This window comes from Paenibacillus sp. J2TS4 (assembly GCF_018403245.1).
Classification (GTDB): Bacteria; Bacillota; Bacilli; order Paenibacillales; family NBRC-103111; genus Paenibacillus_L.
Map to the genome: position 1 here is coordinate 317,378 of NZ_BOSH01000001.1, position 24,760 is coordinate 342,137.

The 24,760-nt window shown below is 48.2% G+C and carries 26 protein-coding genes; 22 read left to right on the forward strand and 4 right to left on the reverse strand.

The features are described from left to right. Positions 1–246 precede the first annotated feature (246 nt). From KJS69_RS01425 to KJS69_RS01440, 4 genes are read left to right on the forward strand one after another with little or no spacing between them, the layout of a single operon-like run. Positions 247–564, forward strand: coding sequence for a winged helix-turn-helix transcriptional regulator (locus KJS69_RS01425; protein ID WP_213581229.1), 318 nt, complete (start codon positions 247–249; stop codon positions 562–564). Continuing rightward, a complete protein-coding gene (crcB, locus tag KJS69_RS01430) occupies positions 561–962 on the forward strand; it encodes a fluoride efflux transporter CrcB (protein WP_249730295.1) in 402 nt (133 codons plus the stop codon). The genes KJS69_RS01425 and crcB (KJS69_RS01430) overlap by 4 nt, the downstream gene beginning before the upstream one ends. Next, positions 959–1,327 carry a fluoride efflux transporter CrcB gene (gene crcB / locus KJS69_RS01435; RefSeq protein ID WP_213581905.1) on the forward strand — a complete coding sequence of 123 codons (369 nt, stop codon included), beginning with the start codon at positions 959–961 and terminating at the stop codon, positions 1,325–1,327. Before crcB (KJS69_RS01430) ends, crcB (KJS69_RS01435) begins: the two co-directional genes overlap by 4 nt. A 33-nt stretch (positions 1,328–1,360) precedes the next feature. Then, positions 1,361–1,942, forward strand: a complete 582-nt coding sequence (locus KJS69_RS01440) for a histidine phosphatase family protein (protein ID WP_213581231.1) — start codon at positions 1,361–1,363, stop codon at positions 1,940–1,942. A 56-nt stretch (positions 1,943–1,998) separates the two neighbouring features. Here the strand turns inward: KJS69_RS01440 and KJS69_RS01445 are convergent, their stop codons facing one another. After that, on the reverse strand, positions 1,999–2,784 hold the full coding sequence (locus KJS69_RS01445; protein WP_213581232.1) for a C40 family peptidase: 786 nt from the start codon (positions 2,782–2,784) through the stop codon (positions 1,999–2,001). Between the two features lie 757 nt (positions 2,785–3,541). Between KJS69_RS01445 and KJS69_RS01450 the strand changes: the two genes are divergently transcribed. Together KJS69_RS01450 and KJS69_RS01455 are read left to right on the forward strand one after the other, a co-directional pair. Continuing rightward, positions 3,542–4,762, forward strand: coding sequence for a GNAT family N-acetyltransferase (locus KJS69_RS01450; RefSeq protein ID WP_213581233.1), 1,221 nt, complete (start codon positions 3,542–3,544; stop codon positions 4,760–4,762). A gap of 296 nt (positions 4,763–5,058) precedes the next feature. Then, a complete protein-coding gene (locus KJS69_RS01455; RefSeq protein ID WP_283777428.1) occupies positions 5,059–6,198 on the forward strand; it encodes a GIY-YIG nuclease family protein in 1,140 nt (379 codons plus the stop codon). Between the two features lie 24 nt (positions 6,199–6,222). Here KJS69_RS01455 and KJS69_RS01460 read toward each other — a convergent pair whose 3' ends face one another. Further along, complete coding sequence (locus KJS69_RS01460; protein ID WP_213581235.1) at positions 6,223–7,311, reverse strand: M24 family metallopeptidase; 1,089 nt, start codon at positions 7,309–7,311, stop codon at positions 6,223–6,225. Positions 7,312–7,755: 444 nt separating this feature from the next. Between KJS69_RS01460 and KJS69_RS01465 the strand changes: the two genes are divergently transcribed. The 10 genes from KJS69_RS01465 (at position 7,756) to KJS69_RS01510 (ending at position 15,755) form a co-directional block, all read left to right on the forward strand. Beyond that, on the forward strand, positions 7,756–8,895 hold the full coding sequence (locus KJS69_RS01465) for an acyltransferase (protein WP_213581236.1): 1,140 nt from the start codon (positions 7,756–7,758) through the stop codon (positions 8,893–8,895). Between the two features lie 168 nt (positions 8,896–9,063). Continuing rightward, a complete protein-coding gene (locus KJS69_RS01470) occupies positions 9,064–9,978 on the forward strand; it encodes an ABC transporter ATP-binding protein (protein ID WP_213581237.1) in 915 nt (304 codons plus the stop codon). Between the two features lies 1 nt (position 9,979). Next, the gene (locus tag KJS69_RS01475) at positions 9,980–10,756 is read left to right on the forward strand and encodes an ABC transporter permease (RefSeq protein ID WP_213581238.1); all 777 of its coding nucleotides are present in this window, start codon (positions 9,980–9,982) and stop codon (positions 10,754–10,756) included. Between the two features lie 222 nt (positions 10,757–10,978). Next, complete coding sequence (locus KJS69_RS01480; RefSeq protein ID WP_213581239.1) at positions 10,979–11,278, forward strand: LiaF transmembrane domain-containing protein; 300 nt, start codon at positions 10,979–10,981, stop codon at positions 11,276–11,278. Between the two features lie 46 nt (positions 11,279–11,324). Further along, positions 11,325–12,008, forward strand: a complete 684-nt coding sequence (locus tag KJS69_RS01485) for a PspA/IM30 family protein (RefSeq protein ID WP_213581240.1) — start codon at positions 11,325–11,327, stop codon at positions 12,006–12,008. Continuing rightward, on the forward strand, positions 12,005–12,400 hold the full coding sequence (locus KJS69_RS01490; RefSeq protein WP_213581241.1) for a PspC domain-containing protein: 396 nt from the start codon (positions 12,005–12,007) through the stop codon (positions 12,398–12,400). The genes KJS69_RS01485 and KJS69_RS01490 overlap by 4 nt, the downstream gene beginning before the upstream one ends. Positions 12,401–12,403: 3 nt before the next feature. Continuing rightward, a complete protein-coding gene (locus KJS69_RS01495) occupies positions 12,404–13,132 on the forward strand; it encodes a PspA/IM30 family protein (protein ID WP_213581242.1) in 729 nt (242 codons plus the stop codon). Positions 13,133–13,308: 176 nt separating this feature from the next. Then, positions 13,309–13,968 carry a cell wall-active antibiotics response protein LiaF gene (liaF, locus tag KJS69_RS01500; protein ID WP_213581243.1) on the forward strand — a complete coding sequence of 220 codons (660 nt, stop codon included), beginning with the start codon at positions 13,309–13,311 and terminating at the stop codon, positions 13,966–13,968. 49 nt (positions 13,969–14,017) lie between these two features. After that, positions 14,018–15,145 (forward strand): sensor histidine kinase, encoded by a 1,128-nt coding sequence (locus tag KJS69_RS01505; RefSeq protein WP_249730296.1) that lies wholly within the window; start codon positions 14,018–14,020, stop codon positions 15,143–15,145. Then, the gene (locus KJS69_RS01510; RefSeq protein ID WP_213581244.1) at positions 15,111–15,755 is read left to right on the forward strand and encodes a response regulator; all 645 of its coding nucleotides are present in this window, start codon (positions 15,111–15,113) and stop codon (positions 15,753–15,755) included. Before KJS69_RS01505 ends, KJS69_RS01510 begins: the two co-directional genes overlap by 35 nt. Before the next feature lie 193 nt (positions 15,756–15,948). Here KJS69_RS01510 and KJS69_RS01515 read toward each other — a convergent pair whose 3' ends face one another. Then, the gene (locus tag KJS69_RS01515) at positions 15,949–16,872 is read right to left on the reverse strand and encodes a cation diffusion facilitator family transporter (protein ID WP_249730349.1); all 924 of its coding nucleotides are present in this window, start codon (positions 16,870–16,872) and stop codon (positions 15,949–15,951) included. A gap of 494 nt (positions 16,873–17,366) precedes the next feature. On the opposite strand from KJS69_RS01515, the gene KJS69_RS01520 reads away from it, so the two are divergent. Then, on the forward strand, positions 17,367–17,816 hold the full coding sequence (locus KJS69_RS01520) for a GNAT family N-acetyltransferase (RefSeq protein ID WP_213581245.1): 450 nt from the start codon (positions 17,367–17,369) through the stop codon (positions 17,814–17,816). 156 nt (positions 17,817–17,972) lie between these two features. Here KJS69_RS01520 and KJS69_RS01525 read toward each other — a convergent pair whose 3' ends face one another. After that, positions 17,973–18,362: a hypothetical protein gene (locus KJS69_RS01525; RefSeq protein WP_213581246.1), complete on the reverse strand. Its 390-nt coding sequence runs from the start codon at positions 18,360–18,362 to the stop codon at positions 17,973–17,975. 193 nt (positions 18,363–18,555) lie between these two features. Between KJS69_RS01525 and zwf the strand changes: the two genes are divergently transcribed. The 5 genes from zwf to KJS69_RS01545 all read left to right on the forward strand — a co-directional run bounded on the left by zwf (position 18,556) and on the right by KJS69_RS01545 (position 24,737). Next, positions 18,556–20,112 carry a glucose-6-phosphate dehydrogenase gene (zwf, locus tag KJS69_RS01530; protein ID WP_213581247.1) on the forward strand — a complete coding sequence of 519 codons (1,557 nt, stop codon included), beginning with the start codon at positions 18,556–18,558 and terminating at the stop codon, positions 20,110–20,112. 339 nt (positions 20,113–20,451) lie between these two features. After that, positions 20,452–21,117 (forward strand): transcriptional regulator, encoded by a 666-nt coding sequence (locus KJS69_RS01535; protein ID WP_213581248.1) that lies wholly within the window; start codon positions 20,452–20,454, stop codon positions 21,115–21,117. Positions 21,118–21,178: 61 nt separating this feature from the next. Next, a complete protein-coding gene (locus KJS69_RS29900) occupies positions 21,179–21,301 on the forward strand; it encodes a hypothetical protein (protein WP_283777429.1) in 123 nt (40 codons plus the stop codon). Positions 21,302–21,756: 455 nt separating this feature from the next. Next, positions 21,757–22,818, forward strand: coding sequence for a metallophosphoesterase family protein (locus KJS69_RS01540; protein ID WP_213581249.1), 1,062 nt, complete (start codon positions 21,757–21,759; stop codon positions 22,816–22,818). Positions 22,819–23,153: 335 nt separating this feature from the next. Next, positions 23,154–24,737, forward strand: a complete 1,584-nt coding sequence (locus KJS69_RS01545; protein ID WP_213581250.1) for a peptide chain release factor 3 — start codon at positions 23,154–23,156, stop codon at positions 24,735–24,737. Positions 24,738–24,760: the final 23 nt, after the last annotated feature.

Genomic DNA, 24,760 nt, shown 5'->3' on the forward strand with positions numbered 1-24,760 from the left:
TAAGGAGCCGGCTTAAGTTGTCCTTAATGGTTGATGCAGAAATCAGAGAGAAGCGGTTGAGTGCCCGGAAGGTTCGCCTTCCGGGTACTTTTCTTCACCACCACAATACAACTGTAGAAAATCGATATTTACAATTACATAAAAAGTATACAATAATAATTAGCTTACTATTTATTAAGGACAATTAAATTTTCAATTACTACGGAATACAGCTATGATAAAATAATGAAGGAAGGAGTGATAGTTATGCAAGAAAAACAGCTGTGTCCCAATATGGAATCCGCTTTTGAATTGCTTGGCAAACGCTGGACCGGACTCATCATCCATGTATTAATGAGTGGGCCTATGCGGTTTAAAGATATTTCGGACCAGATTCCAAGCATGAGCGATCGGATGTTGTCGGAACGGTTCAAGGAACTGGAGTCGGCCGGAATTGTGGAACGTAAAGTATATCCGGAAACACCGGTTAGAATTGAATATACATTAACGGATAAAGGAAAAGCCTTAAAGCCGGTTATGGACGAAGTGCAGCAATGGGCCCAGGCTTGGGGAATCGCGAAGTGATCTACTTCGTTGTCGGTCTGGCGGGGGCTCTGGGTGCCCTGGCCCGATATTACGTCGGGATGGGGGTTGCTGCGGCTGCCGGCGGGCCTTCCATCGCCGGTACGTGGACAGTCAATATGATCGGATGTCTGCTACTAAGCTGGCTGACCTCGTACTGGTCGCGTAAATGTTCTGTTCCTGCTTGGCTGACTACGGGGGTTGGAACGGGGTTCATCGGTTCTTTTACCACGTTTTCCACGTTCAGTGTAGAGACCATCCAGCTTATGGCCGGGGGGCAATGGGGAACGGCTTCTCTCTATCTATTGGCGAGTCTCTTGGGAGGATTGGCTGCCGCTTGGGTGGGCTGGAGAATCGGAAGTACTGTGAGGGTTCCCGGAGGAAAGGAGGAGGGACGTTGAATCTCTATGGCTTATGGGTGGCGGCCGGAGGATTCTGTGGAGCGATAGCCAGATATGCCGTGTCGGTCTGGGTCGCAAGAAGGTTTCCTTCCTCTTTCCCTTATGGAACTCTTTTTGTCAATTTATCCGGCTCACTGCTTCTTGGAATGGTTATTGGAGCGGGAATGACCCGCTGGGCTGAGATTTTATTCGGCGTCGGTTTTCTGGGCGCGTACACTACATTTTCCACATTTAAGCTGGAAAATGTCAAGCTCGCGGCGGATCGCAAATGGGGGACGGCCCTTGTCTATATGGCCATTAGCTATAGCGCCGGGCTGACCATGGCCTGGGCAGGCTATGGACTAGGTTCGCTCATGACGAAATGAGCCTTAAATTTCATTAGGGATGGAGGAGAAGCCATGACGACAATAGGCTTGGTCCGGCACGGAGTAACGGATTGGAATCGCGAAGGCAGGGCACAAGGACAGCGGGATATTCCGTTGAACGAAGAGGGATTGCAGCAAGCACGGCTGATTGGAAACCGACTGGCTCAGGAAAATTGGGATTATATCTATACGAGTGATCTGATCAGAGCAAGGAGGACGGCTGAACTAATTGCTTCAGCCATAGGCATACCGCTAACGGGAACCGACCCGAGATTACGGGAGAAGTCCCATGGACGTCTGGATGGAACCATCGAACAGGAAAGAATCGAACTTTGGGGAAGCCAGTGGCGGGAATTGGATCACGGAGAGGAAAGCATTGGGGAGGTCAGGGAACGCAGCCTGAGCTTTCTTAAAGAAATTATTCGCAAGCATCCCCGGGATAAAGTGCTGATTGTAAGTCACGGTGCCTGGATTCGTGCAACGATCGGAGGCCTTGTCAAGGACCGCGAGATAACCCCGCTTCACAACACGTCTATCTGCGTATTGCAGCATACAGAGGAGCATTGGAACTGTCTATTGTACAATTGTACCCGTCATTTGGCGCCTAGCACGTAACGGTAAAGAATTAAGCTTGGCACAAGGCCAAGCTTAATTCTCAAACTAAATATTAATTACAGGGCGGAACCACCAAAGACGAAGCGGTGCTCCCAATGCTTGCCGGCGATGCTGTCTACGCGTACTCCGCCGGATTTTTTAGAATAGGTATGGAGAATTTTACCATTTCCAAGATAGATTCCGACGTGGCTAATTCTTTGCTTGGATTTGTTAATTCCTTTATAAGAGGAAGCCGTAGATCCTTTATAATCCATGAAGAACATAAGGTCTCCGCGCTTCAGGTTTCTCCAGTTGGTTGTGGTGTTGCCTTTTTTCTTTACATAGTCCGCTTGTTTCCTGGAATCGGAAGGAAGAGTGACTCCCACACCCTCTATGAAGGCTCGACGGACGAAATCCGAACAATCGAAGGTTTTGGTACTATTCCGGTTGGAACCGAATTCATAGGGAGTACCAAGATACTTCATTCCCGTGCTAATGATCTTCTCCACCTTGGCTGAAGAAGAAGCAGACGGCGTCGCGGCATTAGCCGAAATGCTGCCTCCATTGGAAGCGGGCTGGTTCACCACGCTTACATACTTGGAGGATGAAGAAACATAGCCGGTTTTTCCGTTTTTATCCTTGACTTGATACCAATAAGAATTAGGTTGTCCTATAATATCTAAAGTTTCACCCGTTTTCAAAGAACGGATTTGATTGCTGTTTACATTAGGTTGTGTGCGGAAATTAACACTGTTCACGACTTTTATAGTTCCTTGTCCATCGGTAGCGGCCATGGCTTGAAAAGGAATCGCGCTAAGTCCAATAGAAGCGGCAATTATACAGGATATGATTTTCTTTTTCATTTTCAGCTTCTACCTCCGAATGAATTTGGTTTAGTACTTAACTCTAGTTTTCAGTCACTCTGAAAAGGGAAGAATTTCAGACTCTATAAATATCATCCTCCTAAATTACCAATTTTGGGCTTGCTCAAAAAGCATAACACAGCCTTTATTGGAAAAAGGGCGGAAAATGTTCCCAATTGGTATTTTTCCAGTTTAGTAATAAAACGCTTACGAAATGAAATGGATAAAACGTCTCATTTTATATAAATCTAAAGAACTATTAATTCTGTTTATTTTCGACTTTTTTCGTTAAAATTTTGCTTTTTATCACAATGAATAGGTACTAAGACTTATTTTTGTAAAAAAGGTTTCAAAATGGTTAAAATCTTCTTTTTGCTGTATAGGATTGGAGGAATTGACACCTATTGGAATGAATTGTTGCCCAAATTTTCCATTCTTTGTAACACAAATGTAATCTTATTTTCATCCTCCCTTAATGTCGATCGCCTATACTAATTATCGACCCCCCTTTTTATGATATATATTTTTTGAAAGCCTATAACCCCGTTGGTTGTAGGCTTCTTTCTTTGCCGAGAAGCTTCGTTAAGGGGAGAATGCGATGGTTGAAGTAAAAATAAGCGAGATTTATTTACGGAGACTTTGTTAAGGAGAACGTCCATGGTAAGATTTATAGAGTGGTGTAGGATACATCAGCCACAAACCATGGCTTAAATAAGATGATAGGCTCTGAAGAGAGTTAAGGGGACAAGATACGTTTATGGAAATGATCAGGCAATTAAATCGAGAGGAACTGGCTGAAAGTATTAAGCTTTCCGAATTTGCTTTCCAGTATGAGCTTAGTTCGGAACAACGGGCGGAAAGAATGGCTTCGACCAAACCAGAGGATCAGTGGGGGTATTTCATTGACGGCAAGCTGGCGGCCAAGATGACCATTCATCCTATGACTACATGGATTAACGGGAGGAAGATGAAGTTCGGCGGTGTAGCTTCCGTAGCTACGTGGCCAGAGTATCGGCGCAAAGGAATGGTAGGAAAGCTTCTGGTTAACGCCCTTCACATCATGAGGGAGCAAGGACAGACGTTAGCTTGCCTGCACCCTTTTGAATTTCCGTTCTATCGCAAATTCGGCTGGGAAACTTATGTGGAGTACAAGGAATATGAGCTCGAAGCGAAGCATCTTCCCCACTATTTTACAATAGATGGAAGAGTGGAGAGGACAGAGGACCGGGATCTGATTAAAAAGCTCTATGCCGAATATGCCGAAGCTTATAACGGGATGCTGGAAAGAACAAACGAATGGTGGGAAATCCGATTTTGGAAGAACAAGGGGTCTGTAGTTGTATTCTATAATGAAACGGGTAAACCGGCCGGATACTTGCAGTACCATGTAGCGGACAGCATAATGACCGTTCATGATTTTGTTTGCCTTCATGAGAAGGCAAGAGCTTCCCTATGGAAATTTATTGCTAATCATGATTCGATGATCCGGTCCGTTAAGCTGAAAGCGCCGGCGGACGATCCGCTGCCGTTTATTCTCCAGAATCCCCGTTTTAAACAGGAAACGATCCCTTATTTCATGGCCAGAGTGGTGGACGCCGAAGCATTTTTAAGAGAATACAAGTTTACAGCGACTGGCCGGCAGACCCGTCTTACCCTCGCTCTGGAGGATAGTCATGCACCCTGGAATCATCAGGTGTTCACTGTGGAGATTAGTGGCGCAGGAGAGGCGAATATCCGGCCTAGCGGTTCACTGCCGGAAGGCTCTGGAATGGAGCGGAACGAGACCGGCGGGCATGAACTCCAAAAAGCGGCAGCCGATCTGAGCTGCGACATCCAGACGTTGACCGCGATGTTGATCGGTTATCGGAGCCCGGAGCTGATGCATGCGATAGGAAGGCTTCAGGGAAGTGAAGCGATGGTAAAGGAATGGGCAGAACGTTTGACTAGCCAGACCCCTTATCTGATGGATTATTATTAAGGGGGTTGCAGGGCGGCAGCCAAAGGGCTAATTAAGTAATCGATGAGGAATTTTAGATGCTTTCTCTAAACCTGAATGGAATGGAAGAAAAACAGCCTGAGCGCAATAAGCGGCCAGGTTGTTTTATTTGATCCGGCTATATATGTCGGAATCTATTTGGCGATTTATATATCCTTTTGTAAATATAGAAACTTTATGTTTTTACTATAGTAATAATGTGTAGCGAACGGGATCACGACAGGGAGACTTGAGGGGCCTGAGGAGACAAAGCGGGAGATATAAAAGGGGGGAGGAAATTGCGGACGGAAAAGCAGTTTGTATTTGATCCGACACATTATCCAGAGCACCCGGGATGTTATTTAATGAAAAATACTGAAGGTCTCATTATTTATATCGGCAAAGCCAAAAATTTACGGAATCGTTTGCGCTCCTATTTCTATCAAGGCCGCAGTTCATCCCGTCACAAGCTGTTGGTTGAAGAAATTGCCGGAATTGAGGTGATCCTGGTCCATAACGAGGCTGAAAGCCTGCTTTTGGAAAATAATCTGATCAAGCGATACCAACCAAAATATAACCGGGCGCTTAAGCGCGATAACAGCGGATACGCTTATTTAAAGTTAACGGACGACAAGTATCCCCGGCTGGAAGCCTACTATCGGAACAGGATGGCTGTAAGGGGGAGGACAGGGGGGGACATAACCGGAAGAACAGCTTCCCGCATCTTTGGCCCTTACGCCAATATGGAATTTCGCAATTCATTGATGGCTTGGGTGGCTGAGCATTATCAGCTCCGGACTTGCGACGACCTTCCGCGAAAAGTTTGCTTGCATTATCATCTGGGCAAGTGCAGCGGGATTTGCGAAGGTAAAATTTCCGAAGAAGCCTACAGTGAATCCGTCCGTCATGCGGAGCGGTTGTTGGCTCTGTCTGAGGGGGAGCTGCTGGAATATTTGCGGCAGGCTATGACAGAATGCGCAGATAAGCTGGAGTTTGAAAAAGCTCAAAAAATCAAAAAACAGATGGAAGCGCTGGAACGAATGAGCGGAGAACAGATCGTCGACCGAACGGCACGCTCCAATCAGGATGTTATTTATTTAGAACACCCCTATGCCATGGTGCTTTGTCTTCATGAAGGGATGGTGACCGGGGCCGAATGGGTAGAGCTGCCGGCGGAGGTAGCTGAGCAAGAGGCCTGTCGTCAGTTCATTCAAAGCCGTTATTCCGGAAGGAGGCCGGATGAGCTCGTTATTAATCAGCTTCCTGATTGTGGAAGCTGCTTCACCCTTGCCGGGAAAAAGAAGCTGACGATAACGGTGCCTCGAAGAGGAATTAAGCTTCGTTTGCTGGAGCTGTGCCGGCTGAATTACAATTACCGCCTGGAGAGGGCTGCGCGTGGCAAAGGGACAGCCGCAAGGATGACTGCCCCTAACCTTTAGTGGTGTTCTTAACTGACATATCGGTCAGGCGATAACGGTGAAGGCTTTGGGATAGGTCGTCAACACTTGAACCCCGTTGGCAGTGATGACTATATCGTCTTCAATGCGAACGCCCCCTGCTCCGGGTAAATAAATCCCGGGCTCGATGGTCATGACCATACCTTCCTTAAGCAGGTCTTCATTCTGACCGTGAATGGAAGGATATTCATGTACATCCAGTCCGAGGCCGTGGCCTAGCCGATGCATGAAGTAGGGACCGTAGCCCTGTTCCTCTATATATTGTCTGGCCGTTTGATCCAGACGAGAAATCGGAGTACCCGGACGGGCGGCGGCAATGGCTCGGCTATTGGCCTCCAGCACGGTCTCGTATATGGCGGTAAGCTCGGGCGCGATGTCGCCAACGGCAAAGGTGCGTGTAATATCAGAGGAATAGCCGGCTGCGTAGAGGCCGAGATCGAACAGCAGAAGCTCTCCCTCGCGAATGGCCCTTGTCCCAGGAACGCCGTGGGGCAGGGCGGATTTTTCTCCGGCGAGCACCATTGTATCGAAGGCCGGCCCATCGGCTCCTAGCTTTTTCATCCGGTATTCCAATTCGGCTACCAGATCTAGCTCCGTTATTCCTGGCTTTACTTGCTCTACACCATACTGCAGTACTTGCTGCACCAGTCGGACGGCATGCTGGATCCGTTCCAATTCATCCCGGGTTTTAAGCTTCCGCATTTCGAGCAGCGGCGGGCTTATATCGATATAGGCCTTGGCGTCCAATATATCAGCCAGCGCCTCGTATTGATGAACCGTCCAATAATTTTTCTCCAGCCCGACCCTTTCTGTCGAGGAAGAGAGGAGCTTCTTCAATAGCTGATAGGGATTATCCGTATCCTTGTGAGTAAATATTTTTTCCCAGCCGGTCGCTTGAAAGGCCGCCTCACGGTCCAATTCCGGTACGAGCAGCAGCGGCTCCTCCTGGCGGATAAGAATCAGGCCCATAAATCTTTCATGAGGCTCGGAGGCAAATCCGCTCAAATAATAAACATGTCTGGGAAATGTAATGATTACAGCGTCCAGCGCTTCCTGTTCCATATAGGAATACATAGATTTTAATCGGTTATGCATGACTGAATCCACCCTTCTCACCCGGCTTTCTGATTTAGATTCTTTACCAACAATATAACAATAAAATTAGGCGCGAGTATACAGATTTTCCTTTTTTGGGACGATGATGAGATAAATGCTGTTTAATCCCTTGTTGAAAAGGGCAGTTTCCATGTCGGAAAGCTATTTCCTGTTTCGGATAAAAATGGCGCGGGTAAAAATAATGCTGCGGGCCATTATAGTTGAAAACATTTTTCTTGAACTTATGCTGAGCTGTCTATATAGTTAGATCATTATACTACATTCTCCAATTTTGCCCTTCCCGTCCATCTTTTGCCCCTTATTTGGACGGTAGTAGAAAAAGGTGCAAGAAGGCTTGGGGTTGAAACAAGATTTAGCAGCAATCAGCGAGAAATCGGATACTAATCCAATTAAATTAGCACTGAATTACAGGAGGAATACTTGATGGAGCGATCGATGGCCAGGAGTGAAAATTTGGCATCGGATGAAGCAAGCCGCTCCTCTGCATCTGCCAAGACCGGGAAATCCGCGGGCCGGATCCGTGAACTAGAGCTGCTGAGGGCCTTTGCCATAGGGGCGGTCGTTCTAATTCATTCGACAGCCGGAGCAACGGTGGAGCTGGCGTCAGGAAGCCGTTCCCAACTGTTGTATCTAATCATTAACCAAATGAGCTCGTTCGCCGTACCTGTCTTTATTATGCTGAGCGGTATCGTATTGTTTTATCGTTATAATAACCGCTGGAGCCTTTCGGAAGCTGTTTCTTTTTATCGCAAAAGGATTCAATATATCGTCATTCCCTATGTCCTTTGGTCCTTGTTTTATTCCTTCTTCTATCCATGGTTATTTAAGACGGTCTCGCTAAAAGCATGGTCCTTCGACACCTTCTTGAATCAATTGTTATGGGGGAAGGCCAGCTATCATTTATATTTTATGGTTATTATTATTCAGTTGTACGCGATATTTCCGCTTGTGATGACCTTAGTTCACCGCTTCTCCGTCTTCCGGCACCTGCTGCCCTTCATTGGGTTAGCCGTGCAGGCCGGGGCTTATGCGTATCGTTATTACGGCAATGGTCTGCCGCATGGCGCTTCCCTTGCCGTTACTTACGCTTTCGTATTTAGCGTCGGAGGATGGATCGGATTGAATTACGACCGTTTTCGTCAATGGCTCCATTCCTATTCTTGGGTAGCCAGCGCGGCTGCTGTCGCTGTCGGGAGCGCTTATACCATGCTGCATATCGTCAGCCCATTCGGAATCCGCTTTGGTTGGGAAACCGAGGCCATCCTATTTCACCTATATGGAGCGACCGCCACGGTCGGTTTGCTGGTTCTCTGCACTCATCTCCTTAATCACTGGACAGGCCTAACTCGAGTTCTTATGTCCATTGGCGGAGTTTCCTTTGGAATCTATTTTGTCCACCCGGCTTTGCTTGCGGTCTTCCGCACTTATTTGGTCGCTCCCGCAGGAAGCTTGCTGTATCATGCGCTAACTATTGGTGGTTTTTTCATTGTCTTTTTGCTATCTTGGGGATTCAGCAGTGGATCGAAGCCGCTTTACGGCAGCTGGGTTATTCTGGGGAAATAATTCGCTCGCAGGTGTTTTGTTTTAAGGCCCCGCTGGTAAAACTATAGACGATTGTCATTTTTAACCGAAGCTGCATACCAAGGCGAGCTTTATCGTTAATTTAGAGGTAAAGGGCCGGAATCGTTGATCTGATTTCTACATCTATATACTGGATAAGGGGGGAAGAATATGTCCAACGAAACGGTTATTCAACTCAATAACGTATCCAAAACAATTAAAGGCAGGCCGATCATTAAACAGCTTTCTTTTACGGTCCGCCGCGGAGAGGTGTACGGCTTTCTCGGGCCTAACGGTTCGGGCAAAACGACGACCATTCGAATGATGGTCGGTCTTATTTCGATTACCGAGGGCGACATTTATATCGCCGGACATAATATTAAAACCGAACGCAGCCAGGCGATGAGCCACGTAGGAGCGATCGTCGAAACCCCGGATCTTTATGGCTATATGAGCGGGTGGAAAAATCTGATTCATTTTGCAAGAATGAGTCAGACGGCGGTTTCCCAAGAACGGATGCTGGAAATTGTCCGGCTCGTAGATCTGGAAGACGCGATTTATCGCAAGGTAAAGACCTACTCTCTCGGTATGAAGCAGCGTCTGGGAATTGCTCAGGCGCTGCTTCATCAGCCGTCGATTCTGCTTCTGGATGAGCCGACCAATGGGCTCGACCCAAGCGGAATCCGACAGCTGCGGGATTATTTGCGCAAGCTGGCCAAAGAAGAGAATATTGCGATTGTCGTCTCCAGTCACCTTCTATCCGAGGTGGAGCTGTTGTGTGACAGAGTCGTAATCATTAAGGACGGTCAGTTCGTTGACGAAAGGGAGCTTCATGGAGAAACGGAAGGCATGATGATCTATCCGGTTCTGTTCGAGGTAAACGACGCCCAGAAGGCGGCAGCATTGCTGGAGTCGTACGGGGAAGTTAAAAAGAAGGACAACAGCGTAACCGTCGAACTGAGCCGGGAGAGCATCCCCGAGGTGGTCGCCTTGTTCGGACGGGAGGACATCCTTCTCTACCAGATCCGGACTCTGTCTCCGACACTGGAGGACATGTTCCTGTCCCTTACGAAAGGGGAACGATAATATGGGGTTTATTTCATTAATTCAGAATGAATGGATGAAAATTAACAGCAAAAAACAAAGCTGGTTTTTCTACCTGTTTCTGATTACTTTCATTCTGATGGCCGGCTTCATTATTTTCTTTTTCTTGAAGGAATTGGCCGGAAGCATCGGCTTTGGTGATTTTGCCAACTATATGAATACGGGCTTCGGCATTTTTGTGACGATCTACTTGATGGTTATGGGGGCTCAGATCATTACCGATGAGTACAGGGATGGCACGATCAAGCAGCTCCTGATTCGCCCTTCCAGCCGTAGTGCGGTGCTGGGCTCCAAATATGCTACCCTGATTCTGCTTATGCTGGCGACTTATGCGATTCTGTATATGTTCAGCCTGCTGCTGGGAGCCATTCTGTTTGGAATCGAGAATAGCACGATGACGCCGGGCAGCGTGCTGATGGCCATCCTCTACCAGCTGCCTGGACTTGTCTTTTTTCTGACACTGTCGTTTTTTATGGCGGTTGTTTTTAAAAGTCTGGGGCTGGCGATCAGCATCTCGATTGTAGCCAATTTCGTGGGAAGTATTTTGACAGGCTTCTTTTCAAAGTATGCCTGGTCGAAGTATATTATTTTCGCAAACACGGATCTGACTGTTTATATGAAAAATCCGGTAATCAATATGGGGGGGCGTCCTTTTATGGAAGGAATGACGCTGGGCTTCTCCCTGACCATTATCGCTATCTACGTGGTTGTATTGTACGCCATAGCCAACTGGATATTTCTTAAAAGAGACATTCAATAGACAGTTTTTACATGGTATCTAGAGCCTTCTCCTGCATGCTTCGGGGGAAGGCTTTTTGCCGGCTGTAAAGAGGGTCTGGGCAGGGGTCTGACCGAAGGTTGGCTTGTCCCCCGACTTAGGTCCAGTGCCAAAAACCGACGGGGGTCCGTTTTGACTTAAAGCGATATGACCTAGAATAAAGACATGAACAAGCGAGAAGACAAAGAGAGGCGGTGAACAACAATGAAGTTGGATGGAAAAAGCGGTTTTGCTATCCTGCTCATCGGTTGCGGAGCATTGATCCTGCTGAATAAAATCGGATTGAATCTGGGGGGGCTGATGGGATACCTGATCCCGATTGTCATGGTGGCTCTTGGATACTACGGAATCCAGAGTGGCCGCAAAATTATGGGTGGAATCGTTCTTCTGCTAGGTATCCTCATCCTGATTGGCAAGTTTTCCTGGCTGATCGGCATCGCAATTGCAATTGCGATGATCGTATACGGAGCCTCGATGCTGAAGGGAACGGGCCGGACCTACTGATCCTTAAGTCCGGGGAGATAGGAAATACCGAGAAGGAGGAAGGTTTATGAGCATACTTAGACGAATGCGGGATATTACCGTGGCCACTCTCAACGACAGACTTGAACAAAGCGAGGACCCGGTTCGCCTGATCGATCAGTATCTCGCGGCTCAAAGGGAGCAAATCCAACAATCCGAGAGATTGTACTCTCAATGTGTACAGCATGCGGAAACTTTAAAGCGGCAGTACATGACTGCTAAGGAGATTATGGAGAAGCGGGAGCAGCAAGCTCTGCTCGCCTTGAAAGCCGGGGAAGATCAGGTTGCCCGAATGGCCCTGCAAGAGAAGATGACGCAAGAAGAGACATACTTGAAATATTATGAGCTTTATGAGAATGCCAGAGGGCCTATAGAAGAGCTGGAGGAGCAGCTTCAGTCGCTAAGGGCGGATTACCAGGAGGTAGCTGCCAAACGGAGTTATTATCAAGCAAGAATGGAGACCGCCCGGCTGCAGCAGCGGTTGAATGAACGGTTGAACGGCAGCGGCGGAACGCAGCAGACCTACCGGATGTTTGATCGCCTGGAGGAGAGGGTCTCGGATATGGAAATGGTGGCCAAGTCGCTGAAGGATGTCCGGGAGATGACCAAGGAAGCCTTTATGCAGGCCGGATCATCGATTCAGTCCGCATTGGAGCAAGAAATGGAGCAATTAAAGCGTAAGCTGGAGAAGGAGGGTTGGACTAAACGATGAAAAAGTTGTATCGCTCACGCAAAGACAGCAAGCTGTTCGGCTTGTGCGGCGGATTGGCGGAAATGCTGAACGTGGACTCGACTTTGGTTCGACTCGTCGTGGTCGTCACAGCAGTATTCTCCAGCGGTACCTTGATTTTGCTGTACTTTATCGCAAGCATGATTGTACCGAAGGAACCCGATTACGGCCCTTCCTTTGAAATACCAGGCGGGCATTCATCATCCTACGGTTACAAAGGTCCTTTCGCTGAGTCCGCTCCGAAATATGAGCCGGCCCAGCCGAAGTCGCCTGATTTGGATGAAATGATGAAGGATATTGAGAAGAAGGCTTTGCAAAAAGAAATCGAAGAATTAAAAGCCAAAGTGGCTAAATATGAGAAGGGAGACGTGTAAAAAATGGGAGTATTTTCGAGAATTAAAGATATGACGAAGGCGTCTATTCATGAAATGTTGGATAAGGTGGAAGATCCGATCGTTATGCTTAACCAGTATCTGAGAGATATGGAGGAAGAGATTGCTCAGGCCGAGGTGACGGTAGCCAAGCAAATCGCCAACGAGCGCAAGATTCGCCAGCGGATGGAGGAAGCCGGACGCTACAGCATGGAGCGTGAAAAGCAAGCGGGTGAAGCATTGAAGAATGGTCAGGAAGCGATCGCCAGACAAGCGCTGGAGGAGAAGCTTTACTACGACCAGAAGGTCAATGAATATAGCGAAATGCATTATCAGTCCAAGAGCCAGGCTGACGAGTTGATGAAGCAGCTGCATGAAATGAAGGATGAGTTCTACAAAATGCGCAACAAGCGCAATGAGCTGGTGTCTCGCGCTCAACTGGCCAAGGCGAAGAAGCAGATGTCGGAAGTAGTCTATAATGGTGTTATCGGAGGAGGGCAAGCTTCGCGCGGGTTCCACCGGATGGAGGAGAAAATTATCCAACTGGAAGTAGAGGCGGAAATCGGTCGCAAGCCTTATAACTATACTCCCGGGGCAACCTCCTATGGAACGGCAGATTTGGCCAAACAGCAAGCCGTGGACGAACAAATGCAGCAATTAAAAGAAAAACTGGGTTTTTCTGAACAGATTCAAACAAAAGCTCCGGTTGAGAAATCCGGACCGGAAGCAAAATAGTATTTGACGGAAATAATCAATATGGTATGCTATGGATGGAAAAAGCCATTGGGCGATACAGAGAGGCCTCAATGGCTTTTCTCCCATATCCAGCGAATTCGGGAATTTTCAGAGGTTTAATTCTTGAATTAGGATTGTTTTCTTCTACCAAGATTACAACTGCAGGGGGGTGCGACATGGAAAATCAAAAAACGAACCGAAACCGGAATGCATATCTTCTATTCATCGGTGCGGGAGTATTTTTGCTCGTACAGCATATTTTCGGATTTGAAGCCATCGTCGCCCTTTTCCTCATTTTTCTGGGTGTTCAATACATTCAAACGGATGCTAAAAAGCGGGGCTACGTCTTATTGGCGATTGGCCTGCTTTTTATCATGGGAGACAAAATGACGATAGTGGTGGCGCTCATTTTCATTTCACTGGGTCTCTTTTATTTTAAGTCCAAACAGCAGCATAAGGAATCGAATTACAGGCAGAAGCAGCGGATCATCGACAGTATAAAGTATGATAAAGGTCCATGGGTTCTTAACAATATGAGTCTATGGTGTGTCATTGGAGAACTCCATATGGATTTGTCACTCGCTATTCTTGAGGAGAAGGAAGTGACAGTAGTTCTGCAGGGAGTCATATCCGATATCGACCTGATCGTTCCTGAGGATATCGGAGTATCTATTGAGAGCTCTGTTCTGTTCGGTCAAATCGATGTTCCTTATCGTAAGGAAGAAGGAATATTGAACAAGCTGGACTGGAAGTCGCCTAATTATGATACAAGTGAGAACAAGGTCAAATTTGTAATTTCTTACGTTGTTGCCGATGTAGATATTAAAGTGATGTAGCAGTGATATTTAATTTATCGGACTTTTAGAGCCGATATTGCTAATAAGAATGAATTGGATTAAATCGATCAGAGGGGGGAGCGAAGCTTTGAAGAACAGACTGACCAATATGATATGGAGAACCATGGGAGAGTCTATTCTTTTCAGCCATCTCCTTCTCGGAATTATTCTCTATATTTTGTATACTTATGATTATATAGATGTGCCGGAAACGTGGAAGGAAAGAATCATTATCGGCTTTGTGCTCATTGCAGCGGTTCTCGCGGTCGGAGCTATATTTGGTTACTGGCAGGCAAGCCGTCTCAGTGTTCGCCTGGAGCAGCTTCGGGAAATTATGCTGCTATTCGAGAAAGGCAACTTATCCCGCAAGGTCCCCCCGCTTGGCGAGGATGAAATCGGAAGACTGGGAGAGCAGCTTAACCGGGTTAGCAAAAAATGGGAGGAGCAAGTCAGCTCGCTGCAGAGATTGTCTAACGATAATGCGCAATTGGCTGAGAAAGCGAAATATTCGGCGGTCGTCGAAGAAAGGCAAAGGCTTGCTAGAGATCTGCACGATGCGGTCAGCCAGCAGCTTTTTGCCATTTCGATGACCGCTACAGCCGTTGGCCGGACGTTGGATAAAGATTTTGACCGAGCGAAGCGGCAAATCCATCTCATCGAGGAAATGTCGTCGGTGGCCCAGTCGGAGATGAGGGCGCTGTTGCTTCATTTGCGGCCGGTTCATTTGGAGGGTAAGCTACTGGCGCAAGGCCTTATTGAGCTTCTGCGGGAGCTGCAGGCCAAAACCCCCATCGATATTTCCTGGGAGATGGATGATGAAATACAGCTTCCAAAAGGAATTGAAGATCATCTGTTCCGGATCGTTCAAGAAGCGTTGTCGAATACATTGCGCCATTCCAAGGCGACCAAAATGGAGATAAAGCTGCTGCAGCCTCCGGAAGGGGTAAGGCTGTCTATTCGTGATAATGGGGTGGGCTTCGTGTTGGATGATAAAAAGCTGGCCTCTTATGGATTGGTTTCGATGAATGAACGGGTGAACGAAATAGGAGGATCCATGAATATAGTGACTGCCCCGAATCGGGGAACACGTATCGAAATTCGGGTGCCGATTATGGATGCAGAGAAGGGAGATTGGATGGCAGATGGAGCAACCGATCAAGGTGCTGCTGGTAGATGACCATGAAATGGTGCGCATTGGATTAGCTGCGGTGCTGGGCACGGAGGAAGGCATTGAAGTAGTCGGGGAAGCGAGCAACGGGAACGATGGAATCCGCTTGGCCCAGGAATATAAGCCCGATATTGTTCTGATGGATCTCGTGATGGAAGGAATGGACGGGATTGAGACGACGAGGAAGCTCCTGCAAATTTATCCCGACTGTAAAGTCATTGTGCTGACCAGCTATTTGGACGATGAGAAAATGTACCCGGTTATTGAAGCCGGCGCCTTCAGTTATTTATTGAAAACGTCCAGAGCGTCCGAAATTGCCCAAGCTATCCGGGCGGCAGTGAAGGGGCAGCCGATTCTGGAATCACAGGTGGCCACCAAAATTATGAACCGATTCCGGCAGCCTAAGCAGGAGCAGGCTCCTCATCATGATTTGACAGACCGAGAGATGGAGGTGCTTCGGCTGATCGCCAAGGGACAATCTAACCAGGAAGTGGCGGACGGATTGTTCATTGGAATTAAAACAGTGAAATTCCATGTCACCAATATATTGGCCAAGCTGGGGGTGGATGATCGTACTCAGGCTGCGATATACGCTCATAAACACGGCTTGGCGGATTGAGTGGGCAGGAATCCATTAAGGAGTTTATATAATGAGAGGGGGGTCTCGTTATGGACTTCACGAAAATCATCGTTACGGCCATTATCATCGTTATTTGTGTGCCTTTTCTATGGCTGGTGCGCAAAAAATATTTCAAATAAGCCCAAGTCCGAATCGTTCGTTTCTTGGGGCTGATCATCTTTGGAACCCTCTTTTACTCGGGTGAAGCATACCAAGGATTAAGATGGACGAGCACTTCATCCACCTCTGGATGGGCCTCCATGATCGAATGTTTAATAAAGCGGCTTAAATCATGGCCTTGCTGTACAGTCATGTGCCCGGGAACACCAATCCGAAGGTCGACCAGAATGTAATGTCCGTGTTCACGGGCACGAATTCGGTCGATTCGTTTAACTTCGGGGAACCTCTGTACGATTGTTACGAATTTCTCCAGCTTGGCAGGGTCCACCGCTTTTTCCATCAAAATATCAATGGCCTCCCGGCCCATACTCCAAGCCAGCTTCAACACGAGCAGGCTGACGATGATTCCGGCCATCGGATCACCATAACCAAGCCACGAGATGCCATATACTTGTCCCATCATAACGAGTCCAATTCCGATCACTGCAGCGATCGAGGCATAGACATCGGCCAGATGATCGTAGGCAGTAGCTATTAATCCTTTGCTGTTTATCCGCCGGCCGAGCTTTATGGTATAGAGATATAACAGCTGCTTCCACACCAAGGATACGACAGCGGCTGCCAAAGCTATCCAATGTGCGCCGCCTGCCGGAGGGGCAAACAAAGCTTCGAATGAATGATAGCCGATCCAAATCGCCGCTGCGGCCAGAATGAGCGCGATCAGACCGGCTCCTATGACTTCTGCTTTGCCATGCCCATAAGGATGGTCTTCGTCTGCCGGGCGGTTAGCTATCCGCATGGAACCAAGCGCAGCGGCGGAAGCGATTAAATCGCCGGCGTTGTGGATTCCGTCTGCGATCAGGACCTGACTATGGAACATCCAGCCGATGACCAGCTTGATGACGGTTAACAATGCGTTGCTAATCAGACTGATCCAAGCGGCGATCATGGATTTGGTCTTATCGGTTATCCCCTTGCGCTCCTCGTTTACACCCATAGCCTTGCGGCTATGCAGGGGGTCGTCCAATGGATCCTCTCCCCGGTACGTTCCTTCATTATGCTTATTCATTCCATCCGCCCCTTTAATTTGCATAAGCACCAGCAGCATTTTTGGATTATGAGCACCTTATCTGTTAAGTTGAGTACGAGAACCTGATTTTATGTAAAAAAGAGGTTGGTTCCCAAAGTCATTTTTTGAATGATAGAATGTATAAAAATCGTTATCGGTAACTTTCGACGGTAACGCAGGCTTTCTTGATCAGAGATCAAGGACGCCGCGGGCGTTTATCCTTGGACCACATAGATTAGAAGCTTATGATTCCCGAGTTCCGTCAAATTTTGATTTGGCGGTAAGAAAGCTTTTATTGAAGCCAAATCGGAGAGGTAGCCCGCCCGATTCTGTGGTTGACTTGGTTTGGAGGCGACAGTCTACAGCAAAGTTTCCCAGCGTAGCGTAGGATAAGGGGAGGCCAATAGCTGGAGGTGGGGACGTTGTTGATTCGGACCCGTAACAGGCAAGGGGATAACCGGTATATCTTACGAATGATTGAAGAAGAGCTTATTCCCTATGCCAAAGAAGCAAGACCTGACACAACGGTGAGCCGGACGGAAATATATGAGAGGCTGCGCAAGGGGAAAGTCTGGGTACTTTCCAGAGAGGCGAATGGCAAGCCTGTCGGATTCGTTCTGTTTCACAAACGGGGCGAAGAATTGCTGATTGAGATGCTGGCTGTTGATCGTAAGTATCAAAGCTGTGGGTTCGGCGGAAGATTGATGGATGCGGTAGAGCAGTTTGGAAGAAGAAATGGGTGTAAGTCGGCCAAGCTGTTCGTGGATGAACCTAACCCGTCCGCGCAGAAATTTTATTCTCGCAGAGGATACGTCATCTCTGATTATTATTTGGCTCACCGCTGCTTTAGTTTAAGTAAATCCCTTCACTGACTAATTAAACAGAGAAGTAGACAGAGAATTTAAACGCAAAGCCCAATTCAAGTCAATGGAAAAGCCGGGAATGGGTAACCCAGAGGCTCGCGCTCTAATTCCCGGCTCCGAGATGATGACATGATTAATCTGTTGCATATAAAATGTATGATCGCATCAAACTGGAAGAAGAAACAAATAATCGATGGAGTCTATGGGGAGCGCAGCTCGGCTGCCAAAAGGCGATTGCCGATAACCCGGCCAAGGACTGGCTTGCTCCTGCAGCTCCGGATCGATTTCCGGAGACAGTCCGGCCGTAAAGGCGGCGGTCCTTTTATTCACGCTTCTCGTTTTTCTCCGTCTTCTCGTCCGGATTCGCGCAGTTTTTCCTTTGACGCTGCTGGCTTCAAATTCTGCTGAAGTGCCGTCGTCATTTAAAATAAGCTCACTGTTATCGATCCTGCCAAGGATGCCGATTTGCCGGCTTCCGTCCTTCATCATAGCCATCACCGGGAAGCCCTGGAACGGGGTGCACGTTGTTTGATCGACCGGGTAGATTCTGTACACCTTGCACACACCTCCTTAATATATTCAAGATAGTATATTCACCTAATGGAGCGGGCGAATAGACGAATACCGGGGGTGCCCGCCCATTTTCTTCGCTTGCCGCATGGCGAATTTGATGGGAGTATGCTAAACTGGTGGAATAGAAACAGGTAAGCTCGTTACCATATTACCTCGTAAAGGGAAGAGATGAACCATGCTTGATACGAATCACGATAACTTTAAAGAAACAGGTGTTCTGTTCTTTATTTTTGGGGCAACAGGAGATTTGGCCAGCCGCAAGCTGTTTCCCGCCATCTACAGCCTGTACCGGGAAGGGAAGCTGTCGGATAAATTCGCGGTCATCGGATTGGCCCGCCGCGAACGGAGCCGGGAGCAATTTCATGAGGATGTACTGAATTCCATTAAGGAATTTGCCAGATATAAAGTGACTCCGGATGATCCGGAATGGACTAGCTTCGTCGAACATTTTGAATACATGTCCTTGGACATCAACCGGGTAGAAGCGTTCAACGAATTGAATATAGCTGCCGGCCGGTTAGAGAACCAGTTCGGTATTACCGGCAACCGGTTGTTCTATCTGGCGTTGGCCCCGGATTTGTTTGGAAGTGTGGCGCACAATTTGAAAGCGGGAGGACTGCTGGAAAGCGGAGGATGGCACCGTCTTGTCATCGAGAAGCCATTCGGCTTCGACCTGCCTTCCGCTGAGAAGCTGAATAAGGAAATTCGGGAAGTATTCGAAGAGCACGAAGTATACCGGATTGACCATTATCTGGGGAAGGAAATGGTTCAGAACATTGACGTAGTCCGTTTTGCCAATGCCTTCTTTGAGCCGCTCTGGAACAATAAGTACATAGCGAATATTCAAATTACGCTCGGAGAAACGGTGGGGGTGGAAGATCGCGGAGGCTATTACGACCATTCCGGAGCGCTGCGCGACATGGGACAGAACCATATGCTGCAGATGGTGACGATGATGGCTATGGAGCCTCCGAGCCGTCTCCATCCGGAAGATATTCGCGATGAGAAGGTTAAAGTTCTTCGTTCCTTGAGACCTTTTGCATCGCCGGAGGAAGTCCGCAAGCATGTCGTTCGCGGCCAGTATACAGAAGGTCAAGCCAATGGCAAGGTACTGCCCGGTTACCGTTCAGAGGATAAAGTGGATCCTAATTCCAATACCGAGACATATTTTGCAGCGAAGGTATACGTAGATAATTTCCGCTGGGCGGGAGTTCCTTTCTACATTCGAACGGGCAAACGACTGCCGCTTAAAACGACGGAAGTCGTCGTCGAGTTTAAAAATATGCCGGAGAACGTGTACCATGGCAATAAAACAAACCTGCAGCCGAACTTGCTTGTCTTCCGAGTGCAGCCGATGGAAGGGATTTATATTAAAATCAATGCCAAGAGACCGGGCTCCGAAGGAGTTATTGTCCCGGTAGCAATGGATTTTTGCCAAAGCTGTCAGGTAGGATTGAATACGCCGGAAGCTTATGAAAGGCTGCTGTTCGATGCGGCTCGCGGCGACTCGACCTACTTTACCCGTTGGGATGAGGTAGCATTAGCTTGGCAATATGTGGATCGGATTGCGTCTGCATGGACCGAGGATGCAAGCGACCTGCGGCCATATCCGGCAGGGTCGTGGGGCCCGGATGAAGCGCACGCTTTGCTCGAGCAGGACGGCTTCCACTGGTGGCCCGTTAACGGGCAGCAGGAGTCCGAAGTAGTCTGGGTGACGAATCGGAACGAATAAAAAACTATATCGGGGATGGGACGGCGATAGCCGTTTATCCTTGCAACAAAATGATTAGATCCACAATCGTCTATATATTCACTGTGAAATTTTGCTCAGCTGTTAAATGATGCCGCTGGCGCTAATCCTAGCGTATGCATCAGCTTAATAGCAGTAGCAACAGCAGTAAGTAGTAGCAGTAATCGGTAGCAGTGCAATATAAGGTGTAGAGTATTGGCTGTTGCCAATACTTTTGCTGCAGGTTACACTTGAGTTAATTGGTCGTGAAGCACACGCCGCTTCGATACTTGTGTATCGGAGCGTTTTTGTTTTTCAATTGAAAAATAGGAGGGAAGCGTGTTGTCGACATTCGATCGGAAATATGAGGAGTGGCTGGAAAAGAATATTGTGCAAGAGAAAAATCAAAGAAGGCTTGAATTGCTTAAGAATGGGCTGGGGCACGGGACGATAGAATTTCTGCGAGACGTTTGGTTTCCCGCTGTTCAACATTTCGATCACTTGTATCCCGAATGGGAAGTGCGCGATTTTCATAATGGATATCGCTACGTCGATCTGGCTTATATGCCTGGAGGTATTAAGGGAGCGATTGAAATCCAAGGATATGGTCCTCACGCCAGGGATCTTAATGTCCGGCGTTTTAAGGATCTATGCTGGCGGCACTGTTTGTTGGCGCTCGATCATTGGATCTTACTGCCGATCGCTTATCTTTCCATCAAGGATGAGTCTCAACGTTGCCAGCAGCTTGTTCTTTCCTTCATTGGCAGATTCATGGCGACGGATGTATCGTCGGAGTTGACTTGCCTTGAGGCGGAAACTATTCGGTTTGCCCGGCGCCAGTTATGGCCATTTACTCCTATGGAAATGGCAGCTCATTTGCAGATATCGGACCAATATGCCCGACGCATTCTACATAAGTTGGTTGAGTTGAAGCATTTGGAAGTGGCGAGCGGGAACAAGCGATATCGCAAATATTGCTTACGAAACACATATCCGATATTCGGGTGAAATGGTGCTTCTGGATTTTCTAACGGAACTAGAGAGGCTGTCAATTCGTTGTGGAACCGTTATGCGGATCGTAATTGAAGAGGTTATTCGGATTACGGATTACGGATTACGGATCACGATCACGGATCACGATCACGGATCACGATCACGGATCGTGTTTAAAGATCGTATTTACGGATCGTAACGAAACTCCATATCGTTAAATCGCCATTTTTGCCCTGTTTCAAATCCTAACGAAACTGTGTATCGTTATCTTCACTTTTTCACCTCTTTTTATCGATTTTTCCGGTAATAGCGTTACCCAGTTTCGTTACAATCCCGCCGTGCCTGTTTTTGCACAAATAAGGTTACCCAGTTTCGTTAGGCGCCCGATGCGCCCCCGTTCTCGGGCAGGAGCCCGCCCGGGACGCCTCCGTCCTGGCCAGTGCGCGCCCGATGCGCCCCCGCTCTCGGGCCAGTCCGCGCTGGTGCGCTCCTGCCTCCGGCCACCTCTGTGCACGTTTCTCCCGCCGCGACTTTTGTGCGGCGATATCGAATCGCAGACGGAATGTCGTCCCAAGGGGTAAATCTCTTGCGTGCAGGATGATTAAAAAGCGACTATAATAAAAATACGGAAGATCAACCCAAGGAGGCGACGCCGTGTCAAGAAGAGCTTTTATAAAGTGGCTGCTAGGTCTTGCTGCTGCTGCGGCCGCCTTTATTATAGCGCTTGGACAAGGATGGTTCAGAGAGCGGACCGTTCCCTTAGACCGTGAAGCGGAACCCGGCCCTTCATCTCCGGCTCCGACGCCCGTTTCCTCTGAAGATGAAGTGCCGGCCAAGGGGCTACTGTTAACTTTGCTGATCTTGAGCGACCCCCATATCAATCCGGATATACCTGCTCATAGTCAGCATCTGGTTAAAGGGCTGGAGGATATGAAGCAGCTTCCCCATTCGCCGGATGCGGTCGTGATTACGGGGGATCTGACCGACTACGGCCGTGAGAAGGATTATAAGGAGCTTAGAAGAGTGTTGGACGGCTTTGACCTCCCGCCTCTTTATGCGAATATGGGGAACCATGATTATTATAATATCTGGATGGATAAGCAGGGTCAGTTTAACCGTGAAGGGATGCCTAACGGCAAGTCCGATGCTGATTCGCGAGAAGCCTTCCAGGCTTTTATGGGGCAAGATAAACCTTATCACGAGACCTGGATTAACGGAATCCATCTGATTATGCTGTCCCAGGAGGTTTATATGGAGGAGAAGCCCGACGTTGGGGAGGGCGCCTGGTATTCCGATGAGCAGATGGCCTGGTTTAAGGAACAAATGGAGCCGCATCGGGACGGCAAGCCCGCCCTGGTCATGATTCATCAGCCGCTTCCGGAAGCCGGCCAGGATGGGGGAACACATCGCTTGATCCGAGCCAAGGAATTTCGCGCCATTGTGCAGTCGTGTCCGAACGTGTTCGTGTTTTCGGGTCATCAGCATCAGGATTTCACCGATGGAATGGGGCCTTACGTTCAAGAACAATTTCATTGGTTCCGCAATTCCTCTGTCAGCCGGGTGATGAACCGAAAGTATGAAATCGTCAGACCAGAAGCCTCACAAGGATTATATATCGAGGTTTACGAAGACCGCGTCCTGTTGAAGGGCCGTGAATTCAGCGACGGCCGTTGGATCGCCGAGGCGGATTGGGACATTACGCTCGTCAAGGGTTAAAATAGGTACTTAAATCTCCACAGATTTATGTCGCTATATACTCGGCACTAAAGATTTCAAAGCTCATGAAGTGGAGAAAGAAAGATGCTTCCAGGGCGAGTTTTGGCTTTGTATTCCTACTATCCGAAGGACCATCTATATAGAAGTGATCTGTTGGTTCGGGGTCCCCGAAAAGTACCCGGAATCCCCTCGAAGCCTATCCTCACTTTTTGGGGAAGGAGTATGATGTTTGAAGCTTCGGAGGCACTTTCCTTCGGAACGGAATGATAGCTTTCTTTAGTGCCACATATATAACAGCTGTATAATTATTCTTCGAAGGAAAGGGATTACCATCTATGACGACTAAATTAGTTCAGGAACTACAGGCGGAGGTAGATAGAAGAAGAACGTTCGCCATCATATCTCACCCGGATGCGGGGAAAACAACATTGACCGAGAAGCTGCTGCTATTTGGAGGGGCGATCCGTCTGGCGGGGACGGTCAAAGGAAGAAAAGCTAATAAACACGCCACCTCAGACTGGATGGAAATCGAGAAACAGAGAGGAATTTCCGTCACCTCCAGCGTTATGCAGTTTGACTATAAGGGCAGTCGAGTGAATATATTGGACACCCCCGGTCACCAGGATTTCAGTGAGGATACTTACCGTACGCTTACTGCTGCCGATAGCGCGGTGATGTTGATTGATTCGGCCAAAGGGGTCGAGGTTCAGACCAAGAAGCTGTTTCAGGTATGCCGTCAACGGGGGATTCCGATTTTTACGTTTATTAATAAATTGGACCGGGAAGGGCAGAATCCGTTCGACTTGCTGGAGGAGCTGGAGCAGGTGCTCGGCATTCGTTCCTATCCGATGAACTGGCCGATCGGCTCCGGCAAACAATTCTGTGGCGTATACGATCGGGAGCAGACAAGAATTGAGCTGTTTAAAGGCGACAATCACGACGACATAGAGGTAAAGCCGGTTAGTGGATATGACGATCCGCTTGTCCGGGATATAGCCGGCGACTATTTATTCGAGAGACTGTGTGAAGATTTAGAGCTGCTTGATGTTGCTGGGGATCCTTTCGATATGGAGAAGGTCAGACAAGGGGAATTGACTCCGGTCTTCTTCGGCAGCGCTATTAATAATTTTGGAGTGCAGACGTTCCTGGAGAACTTCCTTCAGCTGGCTCCCAAGCCGGAGCCAAGAGTAAGTGGTTCCGGAAAGATTGAGCCGACGAAAGAGCAATTTTCCGGGTTTGTGTTCAAAATTCAGGCCAATATGAACCCGGCCCATCGGGATCGGGTAGCTTTCCTGCGGATTTGCTCCGGTAAGTTCGAACGGGGAATGTCAGTTAAGCATGTGCGTGTCGGTAAAGACGTTAAGCTGTCCCAGCCCCAGCAATTTCTCGCTCAGGACCGGGATATTGTCGATGTCGCTTATCCTGGAGATATTATCGGGCTGTTTGACCCGGGCATCTTCCGCATCGGAGATTCTTTAAGCCAAGGATCGGCCATTGTGTATGATGAACTGCCGACCTTTTCTCCAGAGTTGTTCAGCAAGGTGACGGTCAAGAATGCTTTGAAGCACAAGCAGTTCCAAAAAGGGATGGACCAACTGACCGAGGAAGGAACGATTCAAGTATTCAAGACGATCGGCTTCGAGGATTTAATTCTTGGCGTGGTCGGGCAGCTTCAGTTCGAGGTGTTCGAATATCGAATGAAGGCGGAATACGGAGTGGAGGTTATGCTGCAGCGAATGAGCTATCAATTTGCCCGTTGGCTAGTCGGGGATTCGATCGACCCGGGGAAATTCCGAATTAACTCCCAATTGGTTAAGGACAAGAAAGATAATTATGTTGCTTTGTTTGAAAACGAATATGCTCTGCGGACAGCCATGGAGAAAAACCCGGATATCAAATTCCTGGAGGTGGCTCCTTAAATCTGCGGGCAAGAGGAGGGGGT